Annotated in this window: 22 protein-coding genes; 18 read left to right on the plus strand and 4 right to left on the minus strand. The window is 73.3% G+C overall.

What is annotated here, in order from left to right:
• Nucleotides 1–11: 11 nt before the first annotated feature.
• A complete protein-coding gene (locus QQZ14_RS05125) occupies nt 12–641 on the minus strand; it encodes a TetR/AcrR family transcriptional regulator (RefSeq protein ID WP_284533138.1) in 630 nt (209 codons plus the stop codon).
• Between the two features lie 76 nt (nt 642–717).
• On the opposite strand from QQZ14_RS05125, the gene QQZ14_RS05130 reads away from it, so the two are divergent.
• From QQZ14_RS05130 to QQZ14_RS05170, 9 genes are all read left to right on the plus strand, one after another.
• Nucleotides 718–1,563 (plus strand): glucosyl-3-phosphoglycerate synthase, encoded by an 846-nt coding sequence (locus tag QQZ14_RS05130; protein ID WP_284533139.1) that lies wholly within the window; start codon nt 718–720, stop codon nt 1,561–1,563.
• Entirely contained in the window at nt 1,560–2,423 is an 864-nt protein-coding gene (gene folP / locus QQZ14_RS05135) for a dihydropteroate synthase (RefSeq protein WP_284533140.1), read from the plus strand. Before QQZ14_RS05130 ends, folP begins: the two co-directional genes overlap by 4 nt.
• On the plus strand, nt 2,420–2,923 hold the full coding sequence (locus QQZ14_RS05140) for a hypothetical protein (protein ID WP_284533141.1): 504 nt from the start codon (nt 2,420–2,422) through the stop codon (nt 2,921–2,923). Before folP ends, QQZ14_RS05140 begins: the two co-directional genes overlap by 4 nt.
• Nucleotides 2,920–3,594 (plus strand): dihydrofolate reductase family protein, encoded by a 675-nt coding sequence (locus QQZ14_RS05145; protein WP_284533142.1) that lies wholly within the window; start codon nt 2,920–2,922, stop codon nt 3,592–3,594. The genes QQZ14_RS05140 and QQZ14_RS05145 overlap by 4 nt, the downstream gene beginning before the upstream one ends.
• Before the next feature lie 73 nt (nt 3,595–3,667).
• Nucleotides 3,668–6,271, plus strand: coding sequence for a M12 family metallo-peptidase (locus tag QQZ14_RS05150; protein WP_284533143.1), 2,604 nt, complete (start codon nt 3,668–3,670; stop codon nt 6,269–6,271).
• Between the two features lie 100 nt (nt 6,272–6,371).
• Entirely contained in the window at nt 6,372–7,274 is a 903-nt protein-coding gene (locus tag QQZ14_RS05155) for an LLM class flavin-dependent oxidoreductase (RefSeq protein ID WP_284533144.1), read from the plus strand.
• A 60-nt stretch (nt 7,275–7,334) separates the two neighbouring features.
• Nucleotides 7,335–7,964 (plus strand): hypothetical protein, encoded by a 630-nt coding sequence (locus QQZ14_RS05160; protein WP_284533145.1) that lies wholly within the window; start codon nt 7,335–7,337, stop codon nt 7,962–7,964.
• A 100-nt stretch (nt 7,965–8,064) separates the two neighbouring features.
• Complete coding sequence (locus QQZ14_RS05165) at nt 8,065–9,534, plus strand: NAD(P)/FAD-dependent oxidoreductase (protein WP_284533146.1); 1,470 nt, start codon at nt 8,065–8,067, stop codon at nt 9,532–9,534.
• A 5-nt stretch (nt 9,535–9,539) separates the two neighbouring features.
• Entirely contained in the window at nt 9,540–9,713 is a 174-nt protein-coding gene (locus QQZ14_RS05170; protein ID WP_284533147.1) for a hypothetical protein, read from the plus strand.
• Here the strand turns inward: QQZ14_RS05170 and QQZ14_RS05175 are convergent.
• Together QQZ14_RS05175 and QQZ14_RS05180 are read right to left on the minus strand one after the other, a co-directional pair.
• Complete coding sequence (locus QQZ14_RS05175; RefSeq protein ID WP_284533148.1) at nt 9,703–10,716, minus strand: TIGR03617 family F420-dependent LLM class oxidoreductase; 1,014 nt, start codon at nt 10,714–10,716, stop codon at nt 9,703–9,705. The two genes, QQZ14_RS05170 and QQZ14_RS05175, sit on opposite strands and share 11 nt — an antisense overlap.
• 27 nt (nt 10,717–10,743) lie before the next feature.
• Complete coding sequence (locus QQZ14_RS05180; RefSeq protein ID WP_284533149.1) at nt 10,744–11,898, minus strand: ROK family transcriptional regulator; 1,155 nt, start codon at nt 11,896–11,898, stop codon at nt 10,744–10,746.
• Between the two features lie 167 nt (nt 11,899–12,065).
• Between QQZ14_RS05180 and QQZ14_RS05185 the strand changes: the two genes are divergently transcribed.
• The 9 genes from QQZ14_RS05185 to QQZ14_RS05225 are packed head-to-tail and all read left to right on the plus strand — an operon-like array spanning nt 12,066 to nt 22,706.
• Entirely contained in the window at nt 12,066–13,475 is a 1,410-nt protein-coding gene (locus tag QQZ14_RS05185; RefSeq protein WP_284533150.1) for an ABC transporter substrate-binding protein, read from the plus strand.
• Nucleotides 13,472–14,479 carry a carbohydrate ABC transporter permease gene (locus tag QQZ14_RS05190; protein WP_284533151.1) on the plus strand — a complete coding sequence of 336 codons (1,008 nt, stop codon included), beginning with the start codon at nt 13,472–13,474 and terminating at the stop codon, nt 14,477–14,479. Before QQZ14_RS05185 ends, QQZ14_RS05190 begins: the two co-directional genes overlap by 4 nt.
• Nucleotides 14,476–15,384 (plus strand): carbohydrate ABC transporter permease, encoded by a 909-nt coding sequence (locus QQZ14_RS05195; RefSeq protein WP_284533152.1) that lies wholly within the window; start codon nt 14,476–14,478, stop codon nt 15,382–15,384. Before QQZ14_RS05190 ends, QQZ14_RS05195 begins: the two co-directional genes overlap by 4 nt.
• A 42-nt stretch (nt 15,385–15,426) precedes the next feature.
• A complete protein-coding gene (locus tag QQZ14_RS05200; protein WP_284533153.1) occupies nt 15,427–16,482 on the plus strand; it encodes a zinc-dependent alcohol dehydrogenase in 1,056 nt (351 codons plus the stop codon).
• Nucleotides 16,483–16,487: 5 nt separating this feature from the next.
• Nucleotides 16,488–17,582, plus strand: coding sequence for a Gfo/Idh/MocA family protein (locus QQZ14_RS05205; RefSeq protein ID WP_284533154.1), 1,095 nt, complete (start codon nt 16,488–16,490; stop codon nt 17,580–17,582).
• Nucleotides 17,579–18,922, plus strand: coding sequence for a glycoside hydrolase family 36 protein (locus tag QQZ14_RS05210; RefSeq protein WP_284533155.1), 1,344 nt, complete (start codon nt 17,579–17,581; stop codon nt 18,920–18,922). The genes QQZ14_RS05205 and QQZ14_RS05210 overlap by 4 nt, the downstream gene beginning before the upstream one ends.
• Nucleotides 18,919–20,595, plus strand: coding sequence for a sugar phosphorylase (locus QQZ14_RS05215; protein WP_284533156.1), 1,677 nt, complete (start codon nt 18,919–18,921; stop codon nt 20,593–20,595). Before QQZ14_RS05210 ends, QQZ14_RS05215 begins: the two co-directional genes overlap by 4 nt.
• A 4-nt stretch (nt 20,596–20,599) precedes the next feature.
• Complete coding sequence (locus QQZ14_RS05220; protein WP_284533157.1) at nt 20,600–21,751, plus strand: glycerate kinase family protein; 1,152 nt, start codon at nt 20,600–20,602, stop codon at nt 21,749–21,751.
• Nucleotides 21,741–22,706, plus strand: a complete 966-nt coding sequence (locus QQZ14_RS05225) for a hypothetical protein (RefSeq protein WP_284533158.1) — start codon at nt 21,741–21,743, stop codon at nt 22,704–22,706. Before QQZ14_RS05220 ends, QQZ14_RS05225 begins: the two co-directional genes overlap by 11 nt.
• A gap of 45 nt (nt 22,707–22,751) precedes the next feature.
• Here QQZ14_RS05225 and QQZ14_RS05230 read toward each other — a convergent pair whose 3' ends face one another.
• On the minus strand, nt 22,752–23,270 hold the full coding sequence (locus tag QQZ14_RS05230) for a thioesterase family protein (RefSeq protein WP_284533159.1): 519 nt from the start codon (nt 23,268–23,270) through the stop codon (nt 22,752–22,754).
• Nucleotides 23,271–23,371: the final 101 nt, after the last annotated feature.

A 23,371-nucleotide genomic window follows, 5' to 3' on the forward strand; every position in this document is an offset into this window, starting at 1 on the left:
GACTGCCCCGATCAAGCACCCGCGCCCTCCAGCACCAGCGTCACCAGGGCCGAGGCCCGCTCGTCGATCTCAGCGTCGTCGAGCGACCGCCCGTCCAGGCGCAGCGTGAGGTTCTGGGCGAGCACGGACCCGTAGACGCACTGACCGATCACCGGGGCCCGGTCGGGGGCGGACAGCTCGCCCCGCTGGACGGCGCGGGCCACGATCTGCTCCAGGAAGCCGGCCTGGACGTCGGTCACCGCCTCCGCGAACCCGCCCAGGCGCTGCGGCGCACCGGCGGTGTCGACGATCACCCGGAGCACGGCCCAGCCGGCGGGGTCGCGGTAGTGGCGGAACAGGTTGACCGCCAGCGCGTGCAGGTCGCCGCGCAGCGAGCCGGTGTCGACGTCGCCGAGGTCGCCGCTGTGGGTGCTGACGGCGTCGGTGAGCAGCGAGTCCTTGTCCTGCCAGCGCAGATAGACCGTCGACTTCCCGACGCCGGCGCGGCGGGCCACGCCGTCCATCGTGAACCCCGACCAGCCGTGCTCGCCGTACTCCTCGAGAGCGGCATCGATGATGCGTTGCTCAGCCCCGGGCGTGCGCGGTCGGCCGCGCGTGCGCCGTGGCGGCGATGATCCCGGGGCCCCCTGTGAGGTGGACATGATTGATTGAACATCACAATCTGCGCAAAGAGAGACGGATCGCCGACGTTCGCGGCCGCTCGCTACGCTCGTCGACGTGTCGGCCTGGGGCGAGAGCAACACCCACCACTGGGACGACTGGACCCTCGGCGATCTCGTCGCGGCCAAGGGCGGCCACACCGTGAGCCTCGTCGTCCCCGCGCGCAACGAGGCCGCGACGGTGGGCGACGTGGTCACCCGGGTGCGCGCGGCGCTGGTCGACACCGTCGCGCTGCTCGACGAGATCGTGGTCATCGACTCCGACTCGACCGACGACACCTACGACGTCGCCACCGACGCCGGCGCGGTCGTCCACCGCTCCGCCGAGATCCGCCCCGACCTCGGCAGCGTGCCCGGCAAGGGCGAGGCGATGTGGAAGTCGCTGTTCGTCACCGGCGGCGACGTGATCGTGTTCATGGACGCCGACCTGCTCGACTGGGACACCCACTTCGTGCCCGGGCTGCTCGGGCCGCTGCTCACCCGCCCGGAGGTCGCGCTGGTCAAGGGCTTCTACGAGCGGCCGATGGGCTCCGGCGAGGCCGCGGTGCCGTTCGAGGGCGGCCGGGTCACCGAGCTGGTCGCCCGGCCGCTGATCCGGCTGCTGTTCCCCGAGCTCGCGGGGCTGCACCAGCCGCTGGCGGGGGAGTGGGCCGTACGCCGGGAGCTGTTCGAGCAGCTCAGCGTGCCGACCGGCTACGCCGTCGAGCTGGCCGCGCTCGTCGACACCGTGCGCGCCCGCGGCCTCGAGGCGCTCGCCCAGGTCGACCTCGGCACCCGCGCCCACCGCCACCAGTCGCTGCGCGACCTCAGCGGCATGTCGGCGCAGATCCTCGCCGCCGCGCTGGCCCGCGTCGGCACCGGCTCCGGCACCGACGAGCGGCCGCCGGCGGTGAGCCTCCGATGACCCTCCGGCTGGGCCGGCACACGTTCCCCGACGAGGCGACGCTGATGATGGCGATCGTCAACCGCACCCCCGACTCCTTCTACGACAAGGGCGCCACCTGGGCCGAGGACAAGGCCTTCGAGCGGGTCGCGCTGGTCGCCGCCCAGGGCGCCGAGATCGTGGACATCGGCGGCATCAAGGCCGCGCCCGGGGTCGAGATCGGCGCGGCCGAGGAGAAGGCCCGCGTCGTCGACTTCGTCGCCCGGGTGCGCGAGTCGTTCCCCGAGCTGGTGATCTCGGTCGACACCTGGCGCGCCGAGGTCGGCCGCGCCGCCTGCGCGGCGGGCGCCGACGTACTGAACGACGCCTGGGGCGGCGCCGACCCCGAGCTCGTCGACGCGGCCGCCGAGGCCGGCGCCGCGATCGTCTGCACCCACACCGGCGGGGTCACCCCGCGGACCCGGCCCTACCGCCTCGAGTACGACGACGTGGTGGCCGCCGCGATCTCCGACACCGTCGCCTACGCCGAGCGGGCGATCGCCGCCGGCGTCGACCCGGCCTCGGTGGTGATCGACCCCGCCCACGACTTCGGCAAGAACACCTTCCACTCCCTCGAGGTCACCCGCCGCCTCGGCGAGATGGTCGCCACCGGCTACCCGGTGCTGGTGTCGCTGTCCAACAAGGACTTCGTCGGCGAGACCCTCGACGTACCCGTCGGCCAACGCCTCACCGGCACCCTCGCCGCCACCGCGGTCTGCGCGCTCGCCGGCGCCCGGATCTACCGCGTGCACGAGGTCGTCGAGACCCGCCAGACCGTCGACATGGTCTCCTCCATCGCGGGGCGCCGCCCGCCGAAGCGCGCGATCCGGGGGCTGCAATGAAGGTCGTCCTCGTCCCGGGCGTCCTCGCGCTGCTGCCGGAGTACGCCGGCCTCGACGACCCGGTCGCCGAGCTGCGGGCCGCGTGCCTGGCCGCGGTGCGGTGGCTGGGGGCCGACCCGGTGGTCCTGGCCGACCCGCAGGGGGAGCGGGTGGCGCGGGCGCTGCTGGACGCTGCGGGTGGCTTCGAGACGGTTGCCGCCCAACCTCCTCAACCACCGGTGCTCGTCGTCGGGAACGGCAGCGCGAAGCGCAGCGAGAGGGCCCCCGGGCACCTCGACGAGCGGTCGCACCCCTTCGACGACGCGCTCGGCGCCGCGCTGCGGGCCGGGCGGCCCGAGGTCGACGCCGCGCTGGCCGCGGAGCTGTGGGCGAGCGTGGCCGGCATCGTGCGGATGGCCGACCTCGGCGGGCCGGCCGGGCTCGGCGAGGCGACCGTGGACTACGACGACGACCCGTTCGGCGTGCAGTACTGGGTGATGCGATGGGAGTGGGAGCGATGAGAGTCCTCGTGGGACCCGAGAGCACCGACCTGGCCGAGCTGTACGCCGTACCCCGCACCCCCTGGCTGCGGGTCAACATGGTCAGCACCGTGGACGGCGCCGCCACCGGCGAGACCGGCACCAGCGGGTCGATCAACAACGCCGCCGACAAGCAGGTCTTCGACCAGCTGCGGGCGATGGCCGACGTGATCGTCGTCGGCGCCGGGACGGTCCGGGCCGAGCGCTACGGCCCGGCCGGCAAGCCGCTCGTGGTCGTCAGCCGCCGCGGGCAGGTGCCCGACTCGCTGCGCGACGCGCCCCGCGGCTCGGTGCTGCTCGCGACCTGCGGCACCGCCGAGGGCCTCGGCGCCGCGCGCGACCTGCTCGGGGCCGAGCAGGTCCTGGTGCTCGGGTCGCACCGAGTCGACCTGCCGCTGCTCAAGCAGGTGCTCGCCGACCGCGGTTGGGGGCACGTCCTGTCCGAGGGCGGCCCGCACCTGCTGCGCGACCTGCTCGCCTCGGGCGCCGCCGACGAGCTCTGCACCACCGTGGTCCCGCGGCTGGTGGCCGGCGAGCATCCGCGGATCACCCAGGGCCCGCCGGTCGACGTACCACTGCGGCTGCACCTGCTGCTGGAGTCCGAGGGCACCCTGCTCGGACGATGGCTGACCGATAGCCCGACCGGGCAGTAGGCACCGTCGCAGCCGCCCCCTAGGCTGCCGTTACCGCGCCTGACCGAGGACGCGGGTTCGAGAGGGAGACCCCATGCTGCGACCGTTCCGGTTCGTCGCCGTGCTCTTCGCCCTGGCCCTGGCCGCCGCCATGCTGCCGCTGGCCTGGACGTCGGCCGACGCCGCGCCCCAGTCGGTGACCGACCCGGTGATCTACCGTCCCGCCGCCGGCTTCAAGCCGACCGGTCCGCAGGTCCGCGTGCGCCCCGATCATTACTCCGCCGTCCGCGTCGACACCGCCCAGGTGCGCGCCGCGCTCCGTGGCGCTCCGCGGGCGGGCGCCGCCGGCGCGACGGTCTTCTCGGTCCCGACCCCCTCCGGTGGCACCGAGCGCTTCGCGGTGCAGCGCACCCAGCTGATGCAGGCCGGCCTCGCCGCCGCGCACCCCGAGATCTCCACCTGGGCCGGCACCTCCCTCGACCACCCCGGCAGCACCATCGCCCTCGACGTCACCCCGATGGGCTTCCACGCGTCCGTCCGCACGGGCGGCCAGGCGGCGTGGTACGTCGACCCCGCCTACAACCGGCGCGGCACCGCGGTGCACCTCAGCTACTACGGCGGCAGCCTCGCGCGCCAGACGGAGCGGGTCGCCGAGCGTGAGCTGCCCGAGGTCCGCCGGGCGGTCGCCCAGCGGGCCGGCGCGCGCAGCCAGGACGGCGGCGGTGCGGTGGAGCAGCGCGTCTACCGGCTGGCGCTGGTGACGGACCCGTCGTACGCCGCCTACTTCGGCAGCGCCAACGTGACCGCCGAGAAGGTCACGCTGATGAACCGGGTCAACCAGATCTACAACGACGACCTCGCGATCAACATGGTCCTCGTCGACGGCACCGACGACCTCAACCTCGACACCGTCGCCAAGGCGTCCGGGCCCAACGGCCCGTGCGGCGCCCACCCGTGCTTCGACCCGGCCGTCGGCGACCCCGACTCGGACGACTACGTGCCGGGCCAGCTCGACTACTGCGACGTGCCCGGGCTGGTGCGCAACCAGGTCGTGCTCGGCCAGATCATCGGCGCCTCCAACTACGACATCGGCCACCTGATGCTCGGCGTCAACGGCGGCGGCATCGCCGGCCTCGGCGTCGTCGGCAGCATCGAGAAGGGCCTGGGCTGCACCGGCCTGCCCGACCCGACCGGCGACTTCATGGCGATCGACTACGTCGCCCACGAGATGGGCCACCAGTTCGGCGGCAACCACACCTTCAACGGCGTCCAGAACGCCTGCTCGGGCGGCAACCGCAACGGCGGCACCTCGGTCGAGCCGGGCTCCGGCTCCTCGGTGATGGCGTACGCCGGCATCTGCCTGCAGGACGACCTGCAGCCACACACCGACCCCTACTTCTCCCAGCGCACGCTCGACGAGGTCGGGGCCTACACCAGCGGCACCGCGCTCTCCCCGGTCGAGGTGCAGCACGTCTCGCTCACCGGCTTCGACACCGACGGCGACTCGATCCGCATCGCCTACCCCGGCGGCGGCGCCCCGGTCACGCTGACCCGCGGCTCGACGTACAACGCCGCCGCCATCGAGACCGCCGTCGAGGCGCTCACCGGCACGGACGTGACGATCACCGGCTGGGGCTACGACCCCTACGCGGACCCGGAGACCTACCCCGCGCCGCTGACCGCGCCCGACGACACCGGCTTCCAGGTGATCTTCGCCGGCGACGCCGACCCGTACACCGAGCACAGCGACCGGACCGACGTGGACGCCCTCCAGGTCAGCAGCACCTCGGCCGGGGTCGGCGCGTTCGTGGGCGAGACCGCCCAGGGCGGCGAGCCGGGCAACCACGGCTTCGCGATCAACCCGACCGACAACCACGACCCCGTGGTCACGGCGCCGCCGACCCGGACCATCCCGACCCGCACGCCGTTCACGCTCACCGGGTCCGGCACGGACCCCGACGGCGACAGCCTGGTCTACCTGTGGGAGCAGAACGACGACGCCGGCGGCCACCCGGGCACGGCGCTGGTCAGCAACCGCAAGCGGTGGGGTCCGCTGTTCCGGGTGTTCGGCACCTGGGCGAAGGTCACCGACGCCGGCACCCTCCAGTACGGCTCGCCGGGGGAGAACCTCGCCACCGCCAGCACCACGCGGACCTTCCCGGACCTTGCCCAGATCCTGCAGGGCGCCACCAACGCCCGCACCGGCAAGTGCGGGCGCGTCCCGGCGCTGCCCGACAACCTCGACAACTACGTCCCGGTCAAGCGGCAGCCGCGCAACTGCTACTCGGAGTTCCTGCCCACCTCCGACTACCGCTCGGCGATGCACTTCCGCCTGACCGCGCGCGACCAGCGTCCGGGCGGCGGGGGCGTCGGGTACGACGAGGTCACGATCAAGGTCGCCCGCAACGCCGGGCCGTTCCTGGTCTCCTCGTTCCGCGACGGCGGCCTGGTCAAGGGCGGCTCGAAGCAGGTCGTCACCTGGCAGGTCAACGGCACCCGCTGGATGGCCCCTCGGGTCCGGTTCGTGCTCTCGACCGACAACGGCCGGACGTTCAGCCGGGTGCTGGGCGTCACCCGCAACGACGGGTGGGCCCGCGTGCGGTTCCCGAAGGTGAGCACCGGCCGCGCCTGGCTCAAGATCGAGGCGGTCGGCAACTACTTCTTCGACATCAGCGACCACTCCTTCCGGATCCGGTAACGCTCCGTCTGGGATAGTCCCTGACGATCGGGCCCCTCCCGGGGCGATCCCGGGGCCCGTTCGTCAGGGAGTACCGCCCACGAGAGGACGGAGCGCGCCGATGGACGTCGGGATGACCCTGCCGGTGATGGAGCCCGACCTGTGGGCGAGCGGGCCCGGGCCGGAGACGCTCGAGACCTGGGCGCGGGCGGTCGACGCGGGACCGTACTCCTCGGTGTGCTTCGGGGAGCGGATGACGTTCGACAACCCGGACGCGCTGACCCTGCTCGGGGCGGTCGCGGCGTGGACGTCGCGGGTGCGCGTGGTGACGACCGTGGTGGTCCCGCAGCTGCACGCCCCGGTCCCGCTCGCGAAGGCACTGGCCACCGGTGACCGGCTCGCCGGCGGCCGGCTGTCCGTGGGGCTCGGGGTGGGCGGGCGCGAGGAGGACTACCGCGCAGCCGGCGCCGACTGGTCGACCCACACGATGGCCGCGATGGCCGACCGGGTCGCGACCCTGCGCCGGGTCTGGGCCGGCGAGCGGGTCACGGCCGCCGTACGCCCGGTCGGGCCGCCGCCGGTGCAGCCCGGGGGCCCCGAACTGCTGGTCGGGACGGTCGGCCCGCGCACGATCCGCAGCGCCGCCCACTGGGCCGACGGCCTGGCCGGGATGTCGCTGGACCTCGACCTCGCGGAGATGGAGCGGGTCTTCACGCTGACCCGCGACGCCTGGCGCGAGGCGGGCCGACCCGAGCCGCGGGTGACGACGTCGTTCTGGTTCGCGCTCGACGACGGCGACGGGTCGGCGCGCGCCCAGGTGCACCGCCACCTGCGCCACTACATGAACTGGATCCCGGCCGAGCTGGTCGACGGCCTCGCGGCCACCGCAGGGTTCGCCGGTACGCCGGACCAGCTGCGCGCGACCCTCCGGCGCGTCGCCGACCTCGGTGCGGACGAGGTGCAGCTGATCCCGACCGGCTCCGACCCGGCGCAGATCGAGCGGATCGCCGAGGTCATCCCCTGATCGGGTGAGCCACCACGCCGTTCGTCTGTGGTGCCCGCGCCCAAGACCTACGGTGGGCTCGTGAGGATGGATTGGGTGCCGGTGTCGGCAGCGCTGCTGCTGACCGGGGCCCTGGCCCTGTGCCTGGGCGGGTTCCTGCTGCCGTCCTCCGACAACGGGTCCGACTCGCTGCGGATCGTGGAGGAGCAGAGCGGCCAGTGGCTGACCGTCGCGGTGATCCTCTTCATCGCCTCGGTGTGCCTGACCCTGGGGCTGCCGGCCGTCCTCACGATGTTCGAGCACCGCGGCTGGACGCTGGGGATGATCAGCGGGATCGTGCTCGAGGTCGGGTTCATCGGCACGGCCGGGTTCGCGATGCTGATGGTGTTCTTCCGCTCGCTGGTGATCACCGATGCGATCCGGGACCGCAACATCGACGACATCGCCCACGAGGCGGGCCTCGCGGTCTTCCTCTACACCTGGATCGCCGGGCTCTACCTCGGCGAGCTGCTGCTCGGCATCGCGCTGCTGCGGGCCGGTACGACGCCCCGCTGGATCCCGGCCGCACTGATCCTGCATGCGCTGTCGTTCACGATCTCCGGGGTGCTGCCGGAGATCCTCACGAAGGCGACGATCCTGCTGCTCGTGGCAGGGTTCGCCGGCATCGCCGTCCAGACGACGACGCCGGAGCACCGGCGCCGACTCGGCTAGGACCCACCACACTTCGGCAAGGCTGTCCTTGCTTGGCAGAGCATACCCCCCGGGGTATGTTCTGCCGCGGCGCACGGAGCGCCCGAAAGGCAGGAACTCCATGGCGGACGTCGTCATCCTGGGGGCCGGAATCTCCGGTCACACCGCAGCACTGCACCTCTCCCGGCTGCTGGGCAAACGCAATCTCGGCAAGGAGCACACCGTCACGGTGGTCTCGCCGAACTCCAACTGGAACTGGATCCCCTCCAACATCTGGGTCGGCGTCGGCAAGATGGCCAAGGCGGACGTCGTGTTCCCGCTGGCGCCGGTCTACCGCCGCCGGGGCATCACGTTCCGGCAGGCCAAGGCGGTCGCCATCCGACCGCAGGGCGACGAGCTGGACCCGCGCGGTGCCGTCGACGTCGTCTCGACCGCGCCGGGCAGTGCCGGTGAGACGGACCGGATCCGCTACGACTACCTGATCAACGCGACCGGCCCGCGGCTGCGGTTCGAGGCCACCGAGGGGCTCGGCCCCGAGCACCACACGGTGTCGGTCTGCACGGCCGACCATGCGATTGAGGCCGCGGAGCGGCTGTCCGCGGTCGTCGCGCGGCTGCGTGACGGGGTGCCGCAGACCCTCGTGGTCGGGATGGGCCACGGCACCTGCACCTGCGAGGGCGCGGCGTTCGAGTACGTCTTCAACGTCGACCACCAGCTCCGCGAGGCGGGCGTCCGCGACCTGGCCCGGCTGATCTACCTGTCCAACGAGGCCCACCTCGGCGACTTCGGCGTCGACGGGATGGTCTTCGAGGAGCAGGGGTTCCAGACCACCAGCGAGCTGTGGACCGCGTCGCTGTTCCGTGAGCGCGGCGTCGAGGCGATCCTGGGCGCGCACGTGGAGCGCGTCGAGGAGGGAGTCGTCCACTACGAGACCCTCGACGGCCTGCACCACAGCCTCGGCTTCGACTTCGCGATGCTGCTCCCCCCGTTCGGCGGCGTGCCGCTCCAGGCGTTCGACCGCACCGGCGCCGACATCACCAGCGAGCTGTTCGCACCGAGCGGCTTCATGAAGGTCGACGCCGACTACACGCCCAAGCCGTACGACGAGTGGCGGGCCGCGGACTGGCCGACCACCTATCTCGCGCCGGGCTACGACAACCTGTTCGCGGTCGGCATCGCGTTCGCGCCCCCGCACCCGATCTCGCAGCCGCGCAAGAGCGCGAACGGCACGCTGATCGCGCCGTCGCCGCCGCGCACCGGCATGCCGTCCGGGGTGATGGGCAAGACCGCGGCGCTCACGATCGCGGACCGGATCAAGCACGGCCCCCAGGCCAAGGCCCACGAGGCCTCGATGGCCGACATGGGCGCCGCGTGCGTGGCGTCCGCCGGAGCCGGGCTGCGCACCGGGTCGGCCGCGTCGATGACGATGATGCCGGTCGTCCCCGACTACACCCGCTACCCGACCGGCCGCAGCCTGTCGGACACCCGCGGCGAGCTCGGCCTCAGCGGGCACTGGGTCAAGCTGATGCTCCACCACCTGTTCCTCTACAAGGCCAAGGCCCGCCCGGGCTGGCAGCTGATCCCGGAGTGACCGACATGACCGAGCGCACCCCCGACGCCCACTCCGCGGACGAGCCGCAGCCCGTGGCCGACCTGAGCCGGGCACCGCTGCCGACGGCGCGCACCCTGCGCCGCCGGCGGTCGCTCCCCGCCCAGCTGGTCCGCTTCGTGGCCTTCAACCTCCGGATCGTCCGGATGATCAGGCACTGACCGCCAGCGCGGCGGCCAGGTCGGCGACCTGGTCGAGCGGCGCGTCGTACCCCGGGAAGTAGCAGCACACCCGCTCCGCGACGTCGCCGAAGCGACGCTCGATCTCGGCCGCGCACTCCTCGGGAGTGCCGCGGACCGCGAGGGTCTCGAGCATCTCGTCGGTGACCAGCCCGGTCATCGCTGCCCAGTCGCCCTGCTTGGACAGCCGGTTGAGCTCGGGCTGGGCCTCGGCCCAGCCCTCGACCTCGAGCACCGGGAGGTACGCCGGGGTCGAGCCGTAGAACGCCAGCAGTCCGCGCACGCCCGCGGTCGCGGCGGCCAGCTCCTCGTCGGTGCGGCCCATCGCGACGATCGCCTGCGGCAGGATCGTGAGGTCCGCGCGGGTGCGGCCCGCCCGGCCGAGGCCCTCGTCGACCGCGGGCAGGGTCCGCTCACGGAAGTGCCGGTGGCTGTGGAACGGCATCACCAGCAGGCCGTCCGCGACCTCGGCGGCGGTGCGCGTCATCACCGGTCCGAGGGCGCCGAGCAGCACCGGCGGGACGCCGTACGGGTTCGGGCCGGGCACGAACGTCGGGGGCATCAGCGTGTGCTGGGTGAACTCGCCGCGGAAGTCCAGCGGCGTCCCGTCCTGCCAGGACCGCAGGATTGCCTTGACCGCCAGCACCGTCTCGCGCATCCGCGCCGCCGGGCGGCTCCACGTCGCGCCGTAGCGGCGCTCGATGTGCGGGCGGATCTGGGAGCCCAGCCCGAGCCGGAACCGGCCCCGCGACAGCAGCTGCAGGTCGTACGCCGTGTGCGCGAGGTGCATCGGGCTGCGCGGGATCGCGATCGCGACGTTGGTCATCAGGTCGGTCTCGACCGCCCCGGCGGCCACCGCCAGCGGCAGGAACACGTCGTGCGGTCCCTCGAACGTGAACAGCCCCGCCACCCCGGTGTCGGCCAGCTCGCGGGCGCGGTCGGCGGCCAGGTCGGGGCGGGCGTCGAGCTGCACGTCGAGGAGCATGCGGGGGATCCTCGCAGCGGTGCCCGCTCAGCGCGAGAGCCGGGCGTTGACGGCCTCGGCGGAGAACTCCTGGTCGACGACCATCCGGGTGAGGCCGACCACGGGTGCGTCCTCGCCGAGCCGTCCGAGCTGGAGGCTCAGGTGGCGGGTGGCGCGGGGGAGCGAGAGCCGGTAGAGCGTCTCGCGCATCCCCGCCAGGAGCGGAGCCGAGGCGAGCGCGCCGCCCACGACCACGACCTCGGGGTTGAGGACGCACACCACGGTGGCCATCACCTCGCCGATGAGTCGGCCGGCCTCCTGGGTGAGCCGGGCGGCCTCGGGGTTGCCCTGCGCGAGGAGTGCTCCCACGTCGCGGCCCGAGCGGGCGGGGTGGCCCAGTTCGGTGAGCCGTGCCGCGACCGCCCGGCCGCTGGCGACGGCCGCGAGACAGCCGCGGGCGCCGCACTGGCACATGGCGTCGGACTCCTCACGCAGCCGGACGTGGCCGATGTCGCCCGCGCCGCCGTCGGTCCCGCGGTAGGCGGTGCCGTCGATGACGATGCCGGTGCCGATGCCGGTCGACACCTTGACCAGGCAGAGCGCCCGCGAGGTCGGGAAACCGTCGGTGTACTCGCCGAACGCGGCCGCGTCAGCGTCGTTGGCGACGAGGACCGGCACGCCCGGCAGCGCGCCCTGCAGGTGGTCGGTGATCGGGTAGGCGTCCCAGCCGGGCATGATCGGCGGCTGGCTCGGGCGTCCGGTCCCGGGGTCGATCGGGCCGGGCACGCTGATGCCGGTCCCGCACACGCGCGCGAGCGGCACCTCCGCGCGGGCGAGCAGGCCCTGGATGCCGGACACGATCGTGTCGAGCGTCTGGTCCGGACCGGCCTCGACGCTGACCTCGACCTCGTCGTGGTCGAGGATCCGGCCGCTGAGGTCGGTGATCGCCACGCGGGCGTGGGTGGTGTCCATCGTGGCCACGAGGCTCACGGCGTGCTCGGCGTTGAACCGGAGGCTCCGCGGCCGCCGGCCGCCGGTCGCCTCGCCCACGGGGCCCTCCGTGACGAGGCCGCAGGCGAGCAGCGCGTCGATCCGCTGCGCGACGGTCATCCGCGAGAGCCCGGTCGCGTCGAGGACCTCGCCGCGCGTCGTGGCCTCACCGCGGCGGATGAGCTGGAGGACGTCGCCAGGACCGGTGGGCACGGTGGCTCCTTCGGGGATGTGGGCCGAGAGTGACCCTAGTCTAGTCGATGCACACAGGATGCTTGACGAGTAGACAACTTATGTCTAGCCTGTGGACAAATCAGATGACCACCGTCACCCGGAGGAACCATGACCACACTCAGCTCCCGCGCTTCGGACGGCATGCGATGAGGGGCGCCCGTGGGCGGCGTGCGGTAGCCGCGGCCGCGACCCTGCTGTTCGCCGCCGGCACCCTGGCGGCCTGCGGTGACAGCGACAGCGACGGCGGCGGCTCGGGCGACTCCTCGGAGTCCATCACGGTCTGGATCGAGGAGGACCTCCCCGACCGGGTGCAGGCGACCCAGGACATCGTCGACGACTTCACCAAGGCCACCGGCGTGAAGGTCAAGCTCGTGGCCGTCGCCGAGGACCAGTTCAACCAGCTCCTGACGTCCTCGGCCGCCGCCGGCGACCTGCCGGACGTCATGGGCGGCATCCCGCTCGGCCAGATCCAGACCATGGGCTCCAACGACCTCGTCGACACCGACGCCGTGGCCGAGGTCCTGGACGAGCTCGACGCGTCGACGTTCTCCGAGCGGGCCCTCGAGCTCGTCCAGGACGACGGCACCACCCTGGCCGTGCCCAGCGAGTCGTGGGCGCAGCTGCTCTTCTACCGCAAGGACCTCTTCGACCAGGCCGGGCTGTCGGCGCCGTCGACGTACGACGACATCCTCAACGCCGCCCAGACCCTCGACAGCGGCGATGTCGCCGGTTTCGTCGGCGCGACCGCCCCGGGCGACGCGTTCACGGAGCAGACGTTCGAGCACGTCGCGCTCGGCAACGGCTGCGAGCTCGTCGACGACGACGGCAGTGTCACCATCGGCGACCCGGCGTGCGTGGACGCGCTGTCGTTCTACGGCCAGCTGGTCAACGACTACTCGGTGCCGGGCGCGCAGGACGTCGACACCACGCGTGCGTCGTACTTCGCCGGCCAGGCCGCGATGTTCATCTGGTCGACGTTCGTGCTCGACGAGATGGCGGGACTGCGCAACGACGCGATGCCCACCTGCGCGGAGTGCAAGAAGGACCCGGCGTTCCTCGCCAAGAACACCGGCGTCGTGACCACCATCCAGGGCCCGGACAGCGACCAGCCGGCGGTCTTCGGCGAGGTCACCTCCTGGACGATCACCGCGGACTCGGCCACCGACCCCGCGAAGAAGTTCGTCGAGTACATGCTCGGCGACGGGTACGAGCCGTGGGTCGCGATCGCGCCTGAGGGCAAGGTGCCGGTGCGCACCGGGACGCCCGACGACCCGTCCGCGTTCAGCGACGCGTGGGCCGCGATGCCGGTCGGCGTTGACACCAAGGCGCCGTTGTCGGACTTCTACTCCCAGGACGTGCTCGACGCCCTCGCCGCCGGCCCGAGCGAGCTGGCCCGCTGGGGCATCTCGCAGGGACAGGGCGACCTGGTGGGTGCGCTCCAGGGCGAGCAGCCCGTGGCCACCGCGGTCAACGACGTGACCAGCGGCAGCGACCCTGCCGACGTCGCGTCCAAGCTCGCGGACCAGATCACCGACATCCAGGGCACCCTGCCGTGACGGAAGGAGGACGCGGGACGGCCACCGTCCCGGAGCCCACTCGGGAACAGGCCCCGCGACGGCGGCAGCGCCCCGCGTCCTCCCGCGCCCGACAGGACGCACGCACCGGTCTGGCGCTGATCTCGCCGACCTTCGCCATCGTGCTGGTGATGGTCGTGCTGCCGATCCTGTGGACCGTGTCGCTGGCCTTCCAGCAGGTGCGCCTGCTGAACCTGCGGACCACCGGGATCCTCGGCGACTACAGCATCGAGAACTTCCGGGCGGTGCTGACCTCGGACGGGTTCGTGAGCGCGCTCGTCACGACGCTCGAGTACTCCGTGCTCGGCACCGCCGGAGCGATCAGCGTCGGCCTGGTCGCGGCGCTCGCGCTGCGCGCGCCGTTCCGCGGCCGCGGCCTGGTGCGCGCCGCGCTCCTGCTGCCGTACGTCGCCCCGGTGGTCGCCGCCACCTTCGTCTGGTCGACGCTGCTCAACCCGCAGTTCGGCCTGGTCAACGACTGGGGCACCGGCCTGCTCGGCTGGAAGGAGCCGATCGCCTTCCTCAGCTCGCGTGATGAGCCCTCGGTCCTCGGCGTCACGCTGCCGCTGTCGACGAGCCTGCTCACCGTGATCGGGTTCGAGGCCTGGCGGTCGTTCCCCTTCGCGTTCCTGTTCCTGACCGCACGCATGCAGGCGATCCCCGACACCCTCGACGAGGCGGCGCGCCTCGACGGGGCGACGCCGACGCAGCGGTTCCGCTACATCGTCTGGCCGGAGGTGGCGCCGACGATCGCGGTGCTGTCGGTGCTGCGGTTCATCTGGACCTTCAACAACTTCGACGACATCTACCTGCTCACCGGCGGTGGCTCCGGTACCCAGGTCGTGAGCGTGCGGGTGTTCGACTACCTGACCGCCCGCGGCGACATCGGGGCCGCGGCCGCGCAGGCGCTCGTGCTCGCGCTGATCCTCGCCGTCCTCGTGACGACGTACCTGAAGTTCTTCGGCCGACGGGAGGAGCAGGCATGAGCGCCACCCGCACGAGCGCCTCGAGCCCCGCGCGCCGGTCGTTGCGCAACACCGTGGAGGAGCGCAGCCTCGCCGTCCTGCGTCCGCTCGTGATCGCCGCGCTGCTGTTCGCCGCGGTCTTCCCGTTCTACTACATGGTGCTGCTCTCGTTCCGGCCGCTCGACGAGCTGCTGCAGCACCCGGGATCGCTGTGGATCTCGCCCTCGGAGGTGCACCTCGGCACCTACGGCGACGTGCTGAAGTCCGTCGACGACGGCGGTCAGGGCTTCCTGGTCTTCATCCGCAACAGCCTGCTGGTGGCGGTGGCGACCGTGATCGTCACGCTCCTGGTCTCGGTGCCGGGCGCCTACGCCGTGAGCCGCCTCCAGTTCTTCGGCCGCCGCTACATCTCGGGGCTGTTCCTGGCCGTGTACTTCTTCCCCGCGATCCTGCTCGCCGTCCCGCTGTTCGTGTTCTACACGCGGATCGGGATGCGCGGGTCGCTGATCGGCCTGGTGATCGTGTACGTCGCCCAGGTGGCCGCAGTCTCGATCTACATGCTGCGCAACTACTTCGAGACCATCCCCGAGTCGCTCGAGGAGGCGGCCGCGATCGACGGCGCCTCCCGGCTGCAGGTCATGCGCCACATCAGCCTGCCCCTGGCGATGCCCGCGATCATCTCCAACGCGCTGTTCATCTTCATGATCGCGTGGAACGAGTTCCTCTTCGCGCTGCTCTTCCTCGTGGAGAACCGAGACCGCTGGACGGTCTCGCTCGGCCTCTCGCAGCTCTCGGGAAGCATCGAGGTGCCGACCACCACGCTGATGGCGGGCTCCGTGATCCTCACGCTGCCGATCATCGTGCTCTTCTTCCTCAGCGAACGCTGGCTGACCGGCGGCCTCACCGCCGGCGCCGAGAAGGGCTGACCGCTCCACCCGCTCCCCCCGCCCACCCACAGAAGGACTCCCGTGCCCCAGGTCGTCTCGTTCAACGCCCCCCGCGACGTCTCCCTCGTCGAGTGCGACGTCGCTCCGCTCACCCGCGACGGTGTGCGGGTCCGCACGTGGTACTCCGGCATCTCCGCCGGCACCGAGCTGACGGCGTACCGCGGGACGAACCCCTACCTCAACGGCACCTGGGACGCCGAGGCGCGGCTGTTCCGGGCCGGCAGCCCGACCTTCGCCTACCCCGTGGCCGGCTGGGGGTACTCCGAGATGGGCGAGGTCGTCGAGGTCGGCACCGACGTCACGTCCGTGTCGCCCGGCGACCTGGTCCACGGGATCTGGGGACACCGCAGCGAGGCCGTCATCCCGGCCGCCGCCGTCGCCGACCGGACGCTGTCCCGCGCCGCCGACCCGCGCACCGGCACCTTCGCCCGGGTCGGCGCGATCGCCCTGAACGCCGTGCTCGCCTCGGACGCCCGGCTGGGCGACCGGGTCGCGGTCTTCGGGCAGGGCGTGATCGGTCTGCTCGCCACCCGCCTGCTCACGCTCGCCGGCGCCGAGGTGACCGCGGTCGACGCCTACAACGAGCGACTCGCGGTCGCCCGGGAGCTCGGGGCAGCGCACGTGGTGCGCGCCGACCACCCCGACGGAGCCGGGGCCGCGGTGCGCGACCTGACCGGGGGTGCCGGCATGGACGCGGCCATCGAGCTCAGCGGCAGCGACCGTGCCCTGCACGAGGCCACCCGCTGCGTCGTCGTGGACGGGACGGTGGTGGCCTCGGGCTTCTACCAGGGCGGCGCCACCCACCTGCGGCTCGGCGAGGAGTTCCACCACAACCGGGTCCGGATCGTCGCGAGCCAGATCTCCGGCACCCCGCTCGCACTGGGACCCCGGTGGCACCAGCCCCGGCTGGTCCGGGTCTTCATGGACCAGGTCGCCGCCGGCCGGGTCGACGTCGCCCGGCTGGTCACCGACGTCGTCGACGCCGCCGACGTGGCCAGGGCGTTCGAGAGGCTCGACGCCGGCGACCCGGGGACCCTCCAGGTCCTGCTCCGCTTCGACGCCGCCCCGATCGCGTGATCCCCGTGGACAGCGCGATGGACCTCGACCCCCTCCCCGACGAGCGGCCCCGGCTGCCCGACGACCCGGCGCTGCGCGGAGGCGTCGCGATCCTCGGCGCCGGCACCATCGCCCACACGGCACACCTGCCGGCCTACGAGCGGCACGGCATCGGGGTCACCGGGGTGTGGAGCCAGGCCCCCGAGACCACGAGCGACACCCTCGAGCGGTTCCCGTCCGTGGGGCGCGTCTACCCGAGTGCCGAGGACCTGCTCGCGGACCCCGAGGTGCGCGTCGTGGACATCGCGACGCCGACGGCCGGCCGGATGGCCTGGATCGAGCGGGCCGTCGATGCCGGCAAGCACGTGCTCGCCCAGAAGCCCCTGACGACCGACCCCGCCGATCTCGCCGCGCTCCCGGGCCTCCTCGACCGCGCCCGGGAGCGCGGCGTCCGCGTCGCGGTCAACCAGAACGGCCGGTGGGCCCCGGCCTGGCGGCTCGCCACGCTCCTGCTGCGCCAGGGCGCGATCGGCGACGTCGTCGGGGTCACCCACCTCCACGACAAGCCGCTGCCGCCGCTGGTCGGCACGCCGTTCGACGACCTCGACCACATGCTGGTGACCGACTACCTCATGCACTGGATCGACATCACCCGCACCTGGCTCGACCCCGCCGCCGTCGTATCCGTCCACGCCACCGACAGCCGGGTGCCCGGACAGCCGGCCGAGTCGCGGAACCCCTGGTCGGCCACCATCGGGCTCGGCTGCGACACCGGCGCCACCGCCACGCTGCGGATCGTCGGCAACGCCCGGGCCACCCACCCCTCCTGCCCGTTCTGGATCCACGGCACCGAGGGCACGCTGCGCGGCAGCGTGCTGGTCGGCTCGGACCGGCTCGTGCTCGACCGCGACGGCGAGGTCCGCGAGCTGCCGCTGCGGGGCCAGTGGTTCGTCGACGGGTTCGCCGGCACCATGGGTGAGCTCCTGTGCGCGGTCGCCGAGGACCGCGAGCCGGAGAACTCCGCCGCCCACGCGGCCGGGTCCGTGCGGATCATGCTCGCCGCCCGCGACTCCGCGGACCGGGGCGGTGCCGTGATCGGCACCCGGGGCGACCTCCCATGAGCGGGACCCTCACCGAGGTGGTCGTCGACCCCGCGCGGGCCCGGTTCTACGCCGAGGGCTGGCAGAGCTGGAGCCCGACCACCTGGGCAGCGTGGGGGAGCCCGCAGCGGCCGGCCGAGCCCTGGCAGCACACGATGCGCTTCCGGCCGGGCACCCCGCTCCCCGAGGACGACACGATCCAGGGCGAGGGCCTGCTCGTCGTCGACCCCGGCACCGGCGCACCGGCGGTCCGTTGCGCAGTGGCGGAGGCGACCGAGAAGGTCCCCACCCTCCGGGCCTCCCTCGACGGCGACCGGGTGCGGGTGAGCAGCGACGGGGCGGTCGACGTCTCCGAGCACGATGGCCCCGTCGCCGCGCTGACGTCCTTCGGCGACGCCTTCGCCACCGCCGCCGGCGCCGGAGCGCCGCGACCGGCACCACGGGTGTGGTGCAGTTGGTACCGGTACTTCGAGGAGGTCACCGCCCGCGACGTCGTCGAGAACCTCTCGGCCTTCGAGGACGCCGGGCTGGTCGTCGAGGTGGTGCAGATCGACGACGGGTGGAGCGCCGGGCTCGGCGAGCACCTGCGACCGGCAGCCGGCTTCTCCGACCTGCCGGGCCTGGTCGACCGCATCCGGTCCACGGGCCGGCGCGCCGGCATCTGGCTTGCGCCGTTCCTCGTCGGTGCGGACACTGCGCTCGCCCACGAGCACCCCGACTGGCTCGTCGGCGACGCCGGGCGGAACTGGGGCCAGGAGCTGCGCGGCCTGGACCTCACCCACCCCGGGGTCCGCGAGCACCTCGCGACCGTCGTCCGCGACCTCGTCGACCTCGGCGTCGACTACCTCAAGCTCGACTTCCTCTACGCCGGGGCCCTGCCAGGCCGACGTCGCGAGGACGTGTCCCCGGTGGCGGCGTACCGCTCCGGGCTGCAGCTGCTGCGCGAGGCTGCCGGCCCGGGCGCCTACCTGCTCGGCTGCGGGGCGCCGATCCTGCCCAGCGTCGGCCTCCTGGACGCGATGCGGGTCTCGCCCGACACCTTCCACGAGGGCGGCGAGGACGGGTCCACCGGGCTGCGCGGCCGGATGTCGCTGGTCGCGCGGGCCTGGCAGCAGGGGCGGTTCTGGGTCAACGACCCCGACAGCCTGGTCGCTCGCCCCACCTACTCGCAGCGGGAGCGCTGGGCCGAGACCATCGCGATGTACGGCGGCCTGCGGTCCTTCTCCGACCGGGTCGCCGAGCTCGACCCGTGGGGTCTGGACACCACCCGCCGGCTGATGAGCGACGCGCCGGCGCCCGGCCCCTTCGCCGCCGCGGTCGTCGAGCGGTCGCTCGACCCGGCGAGCGAGGAACCCGTGTGAGCCGCCTCCGGAACCGGGTGCTCCCGCTCGCCGAGCAGCTCTACCCCGGCCGCGGCCAGGAGGTCGCCGACCGGCTGCTCGCACTCGTCGACGGCCGCAGCGGACCAGGTCGTGCGCGCCCCGACGAGGGCACGTCGTACCTCATCACCTACGGAGACGCCGTGCGCCGGCCCGGCGAGACCCCGCTGCACACGCTGGCCGAGGTGCTGCGCGACCACGTCGGCGACATCGTCAGCGACGTCCACCTGCTGCCGATGTTCCCGTGGACCAGCGACGACGGGTTCGCGGTCGTCGACCACCGCGAGGTCAATCCGGCGCTCGGCACCTGGGACGACCTCGCCGAGCTGGAGAAGCACCACGGGCTGATGTTCGACTTCGTCGCCAACCACGTCTCCGCGTCGAGCCAGTGGTTCCGCGGCTGGCTCGCCGGCGACCCGGCGTACGACGGGTTCTTCATCGCCCGCGACCCGGCCTTCGACGCCAGCCGGGTGGTGCGACCCCGGGTCTCCCCGCTGTTCCATCCGTTCGAGCGCGGCGACGGCCGCACCGTGGAGGCGTGGACGACCTTCGGCGCGGACCAGGTCGACGTCAACGTCGGCACCGTCGAGGCGCTCCTGGAGCTCACCGACGTGCTCGTCGGCTACGTCGAGCGCGGCGCGTCCGCGGTGCGCCTGGACGCGATCGGGTTCCTCTGGAAGGAGTCCGGCACCACCTGCCTCCACCTGCCGCAGACCCATGCGGTGGTCAAGCTGTGGCGGGCGGTCGTCGACCACGTCGCCCCCGGCACCCAGCTGCTGACGGAGACCAACGTGCCGCACGCTGAGAACGTCGCCTACTTCGGCGACGGCACCGACGAGGCGCACCTGGTCTACCAGTTCGCGCTTCCGCCGCTGGTGCTGCACTCGTTCGTCAGTGGCAGCACGGAGAAGCTGACGGCCTGGGCCAGGGACATCACGGGGCCGGTCGGTGAGAACGCGACCTGGTTCAACTTCCTCGCCAGCCACGACGGCATCGGGCTGCGCCCCACAGAGGGCATCCTCGACGACGAGGAGCGGCAGGCGCTGGTCGCGCGGACGCTCGCCCACGGCGGCGCGGTGTCGATGGCCTCGGTCGACGGGCGGCAGAGCGTCTATGAGCTCAACATCAGCTTCCTCGATGCGCTGGTGACGCCGGAGGACGTGCGTGACGCGGAGGCCGTGGCCGCGCGCGCACTGGCGGCGCACAGCATCCTGCTGTCGTTCATCGGCGTGCCCGCGATCTACTACCACTCGCTGTTCGGTTCCTCGGCCGACCGGGAGGGTATGCGGATCTCCGGCATCAACCGTCGCATCAACCGGGCCGTGCTCGACGCCGACGCCCTCGAGCGCGAGCTGCACGAGGACCCGCGGCGCTCGCTGGTGTTCACCGGCATCGCCGGTCTCATGGCGGCCCGCCGGCAGCACGCCGCGTTCTCGCCGTACGGCGCGCAGCAGGTCGAGGACCACGGCGCAGGGGTGTTCGTGGTCCGCCGCGCCGTGGGCACGGACGACGAGATCGTGTGTGCGACGAACGTCCGTGGCGAGGCGGCGGTGCTGCCCGCGGTATCCGGCACGGACGTCCTCACCGGCCGCCGGCACGACCCGCTGCTGCTGCCACCGTACGGCTACGCCTGGATCCGTCCCGGCCGCGGGTGAGCGCGTGAGGGTGGTCGCGGCGCTCGACTCGTTCAAGGGGTCGCTCGACAGCGCTGCCGCGGGGTGGGCGGTCCGCGACGGTGTCCTGGCGGCCGATCCCACGGCAGCGGTGGTCGTCCACGCCGTCGCCGACGGCGGCGAGGGCACGCTCGCCGCCCTGCTCGGGGGCGGCGGTCGTGAGGTGCCGGTCGACACCGTGGACGCGATAGGCCGGCCAGTCACCGCCGCGATCGGGCTGCTGGATCACGACGGCCGCCGGACCGCGGTGGTCGAGGCGGCCCGCACCATCGGCCTGGCCGGCGTCGGTGTCGTCGACTCCGCCCTGCCGCCGCGCGCCTCGTCGTACGGCGTCGGCCTCCAGGTGCGGGCCGCGCTCGAGCTGGGTGTCGACCGGGTGCTGGTCGCGCTCGGCGGGACCGCCTCCACCGACGGGGGCGCCGGCATGCTCGCGGCGCTCGGCGCCGAGCTGGTCGACGCCACGGGCCGCCGCCTCGACCCCGCCGACGGCAACCCGCTGTGGCACGGCGCGCTGCTGGGGCCGGGGTCGCTGCCCGCGACCGACGCCGAGCTGTGCGTGCTGACCGACGTGCGCAACCCGCTGGCCGGCGTGGATGGCGCGGCCACCGTGTTCGGTCCGCAGAAGGGCGCGACACCGGAGCAGGTGCGCCTCCTCGAAGGGCGGATGACCGCCTGGGCCAGGTCGCTCGGGGACGCCGCACCCGGACCGATCGCCACCGTCCCCGGCGCTGGCGCCGCCGGCGGCCTGGCCGCGGCCCTGCTCGCGCTGGGCGCGCGGCTCGAGCCCGGCTTCGCCCGGGTCGCGGCCGAGACGGACCTGGCGGGCGCGCTCGTGGGTGCCGACCTCGTGGTCACCGGCGAGGGGTCGCTGGATGCGCAGACCGCGTGGGGCAAGACGCCGGCCGGGGTCGCGCGGCTCGCGCGCGCGGCCGGCGCGGTCGTCGTGGCGCTGGGCGGGCGGGTCGAGCGCCCGACGGCCGGCGGCCTCTTCGACGCGGTCCTGCCGATCCACTCCCGGCCACGGCCGCTGTCGGAGGCGATGGACCCCGCCGTCACTGCCGACGAGCTGGCCGCGACCGCCGGAGAGGTCGTGCGACTGGTGACGGCGGCACGCCTAGGGTGGGCCCGTGACCGCTGAGGATCGGGCCAGGCAAGTGCACACGGAGCTGGAGGCGGCGCTCGAGGGGGTCGCCGAGCACGCGCGGGTAACCGCGAGGCTGCAGCGCGCGCGGCAGTCGGAGGAGTCCGCGCGGGGTGCGGCGGTGCAGGCTCGGGCGCAGGCCGCGGCCGAGACCCGGGACGTCCGGGCCCTGGAGTCGTTCAGCCCCACCCGCATCTGGGCGACGCTCCGGGGCAGCCGCGACACCGACCTCGACCGCGAGGAGGCCGAGCGGCAGGCGGCCGAGTACGCCGCCGCCCGGGCCGAGGCCTGGCTGGTCAGCACCCACGACGAGGTACGCCGGGCCGAGGCCGAGCTCGCGGCGCTCGGGGACGTGCACGGGAGGCGGGAGCGCGCGACCGCGGCCAAGGAGCAGTGGGTGGCCGAGGCCGGAGGACCCACGGGGGAGGAGCTCGGCCGGATCGCCGACGAGCTGGCGTCGTCGAGTGCTGCGGCGAAGGAGGTGCGGGAGGCGCTCGCCGCCGGCGAGCAGGCGGCCGCGGCGCTGGCGCGGGCGAGCGAGGTGCTCGGGTCGGCCGGAAGCTGGGCCACCTACGACACCTTCTTCGGCGGCGGTCTGATCACCGACATGGTCAAGTACGACCGGATGGACGAGGCCCAGCGCCTCCTGCACGGCGCCGACCAGGCGCTGCGGCGGCTCTCGGCCGAGCTCGCCGACGTCGGCATGACCGAGGTCGTGCACGGGCTGTCGGTCGACGGGCTGACCCAGGCGTTCGACGTGTGGTTCGACAACATCTTCACCGACTGGTCGGTGAAGTCCCGGATCACCGAGGCGGCCCGGCGTACCGCCGAGGCCGCCGGGGTCGTGCACGAGATCCGCACCCGCCTGGCGGGTCGGCAGCGCGACCTCGACACCCGGGTTGCGGAGCTGACCGCTCAGCGGGAACGGCTGCTGGTCGAGGCGACCGCCTGAGGCCCTGGTGCGGCCTGGGTGCGACCCGGCGTGCTGGGATGGGAGTCAGCGCAGCGCCAGGCACCCCGAGACGGACGGCGCCCACGGCAGCTGCGCGTCCTCGGCGATCCGGCGGTCGAGGTTGGCCGCCACGTCGTCGGGCCACGGCTCGGTGCGCCGGGTGGCCATCGAGATGTGCAGGAAGATCTCCTCCATCACGTAGCTCACCCGCTGGTGGGTGTCGTCCAGCAGGTACACCAGCGCGTGCGCGGCGCGCTCGGAGCGCCCCAGCAGCCGCACCCGGGAGGACATCCGGTCACCGGTGCGCAGCTCGGACAGGTAGTTGAGGTGGTGCTCGGCGGAGAAGCAGGCGTGCCCCAGCGCCGGCCAGTTCTGCGGGATCCCGAGCGGGACCAGCGACTCGTCGAGGCCCTCGCTCGCGATGCCGGTGTAGTGGCGCACGTTCAGGTGGCCGTTGACGTCCTCGAACGCCACCGGCACCGGCTGCTCGGCGTACGCCGGCAGGCCGGCGAGCTGCTCGTACGACGGGTGGGGGACGCGCTCGGCGGAAGGCTGGGTGCTCACGCGGGGCGATGCTACTGCCCGGTCGGCCCGCGTCCGGTCATCGGGTCGGATGCCCGAGCACGCGCCATGGCGCGCTCTCAGGCACCCGACCCGTCAGGCGC

This window comes from Nocardioides sp. T2.26MG-1 (genome assembly GCF_950101795.1).
In the GTDB taxonomy this organism is placed as follows: Bacteria; Actinomycetota; Actinomycetes; order Propionibacteriales; family Nocardioidaceae; genus Nocardioides.